Source organism: uncultured Mycobacterium sp. (assembly GCF_964249325.1).
Classification (GTDB): Bacteria; Actinomycetota; Actinomycetes; order Mycobacteriales; family Mycobacteriaceae; genus Mycobacterium.
The window spans coordinates 2,667-3,934 of record NZ_CAXUCH010000325.1; the positions used below are offsets into that span (position 1 = coordinate 2,667).

The 1,268-nt window shown below is 66.8% G+C and carries 1 protein-coding gene, 1 tRNA gene and 1 pseudogene; 1 reads left to right on the plus strand and 2 read right to left on the minus strand.

The window, feature by feature from the left end; genetic code table 11:
• Nucleotides 1–96: 96 nt before the first annotated feature.
• Nucleotides 97–549, plus strand: a pseudogene (locus ACFE99_RS23690) (recombinase family protein); the annotation flags it as partial.
• On the opposite strand, the gene ACFE99_RS23695 reads toward ACFE99_RS23690, so the two are convergent.
• The gene (locus ACFE99_RS23695) at nucleotides 463–891 is read right to left on the minus strand and encodes a hypothetical protein (protein ID WP_375489127.1); all 429 of its coding nucleotides are present in this window, start codon (nucleotides 889–891) and stop codon (nucleotides 463–465) included. The pseudogene ACFE99_RS23690 and the gene ACFE99_RS23695 overlap by 87 nt on opposite strands.
• A gap of 277 nt (nucleotides 892–1,168) precedes the next feature.
• A tRNA-Ala gene (locus tag ACFE99_RS23700) sits at nucleotides 1,169–1,241 on the minus strand.
• Nucleotides 1,242–1,268: the final 27 nt, after the last annotated feature.

Here is a 1,268-nt window from a genome sequence, read left to right on the forward strand (position 1 = left end):
GTCCAGAAGGCCGCCGCTGGCGGCACCCCGACCAAAGCCCCGGTCGGCTACCTCAACGTCCGCAAGCGTGACGAGCTGGGCCGCGACATTCGCACCATCGAAGTCGACCCGGAACGATCCGAGCACGTCACCTGGGCGTTCCACGCCTACGCGACCGGGAACTGGACCACCGCGCAAATCTACGAGGAGCTGATCGCTCGCGGCCTGACCACCCTCCCGACGCCGCGGCACCCGGCCAAGCCGCTGGCGTTCTCGTCGGTCCATCGGATGCTGACCAACCCCTACTACAAGGGCGACGTGACCTACAAAGGCGTCACCTATGCCGGCACCCACCAGCCGATCGTCCCGATCGAGGTCTGGTACCGCGTCCAAACCGTCCTCTCCGCCCACAACTCCGCCGGGGACCGGCGCCGTCGCCACGATCACTACCTCAAGGGCACCGTCTACTGCGGCGCCTGCGGATCACGGCTGATGATCTCCAACGCTCGCAGCGCCAGCGGGAACATCTACCCCTACTTCGTCTGCGCCGGCCGTCACGCCAAGCGCACCCACTGCACCCGCCCCGCGATCCTCGTGGACAAGATGGAGCAACTGGTCGCCGACCACTACAAGACCATCCAGATACCCCCGGATGTGCGCCACGCCATGCTCGGGATGCTCGATGAGGAGTTCGCCGCGCTGCACGCCTCCAGCGAGACCGAGCGCCACCAGCTCACCGTCGAGCGCGATCGCATCCAGGACCAGCGCCGCGCCAGCCTCCAAGCCCACTACGCCGGAGCCCTCCCGCTTGATCTGCTCAAAGAGGAGCAAGACCGCCTCGCGCGCCAGCTCGACCTCGTGACCGCCCGCCTGGATGCGCTCGACAGCACCTACCAGGAGGCCCGCACCCACCTCCAAGAATGCCTGGCGCTGGCCGGGGACTGCCAGACCGTCTACGCCTGCGGTTCAGACACCACTCGGCGGATGGCGAATCAGGCGTTCTTCACCCGCATCTACCTCGACGCCGACGACACCATCCGCACCGAACCGACCCGATCGTTCGGGCTGCTGCTCGACCCCGACACCCAGCGACAAGCCCTCACCTGGGCCGACCAGCGTCAGAACGCAGGCACGCGCCCCACTCGAACCCTCATCCATCATGTCGAGGGTTCGAGTAAGACGCGTGGAGTGGAGACGAAGGGACTCGAACCCTCAACCCCCGCCTTGCAAAGGCGGTGCTCTGCCAATTGAGCTACGTCCCCGTGAGCCGGGATCTAGACGCTGCGGGT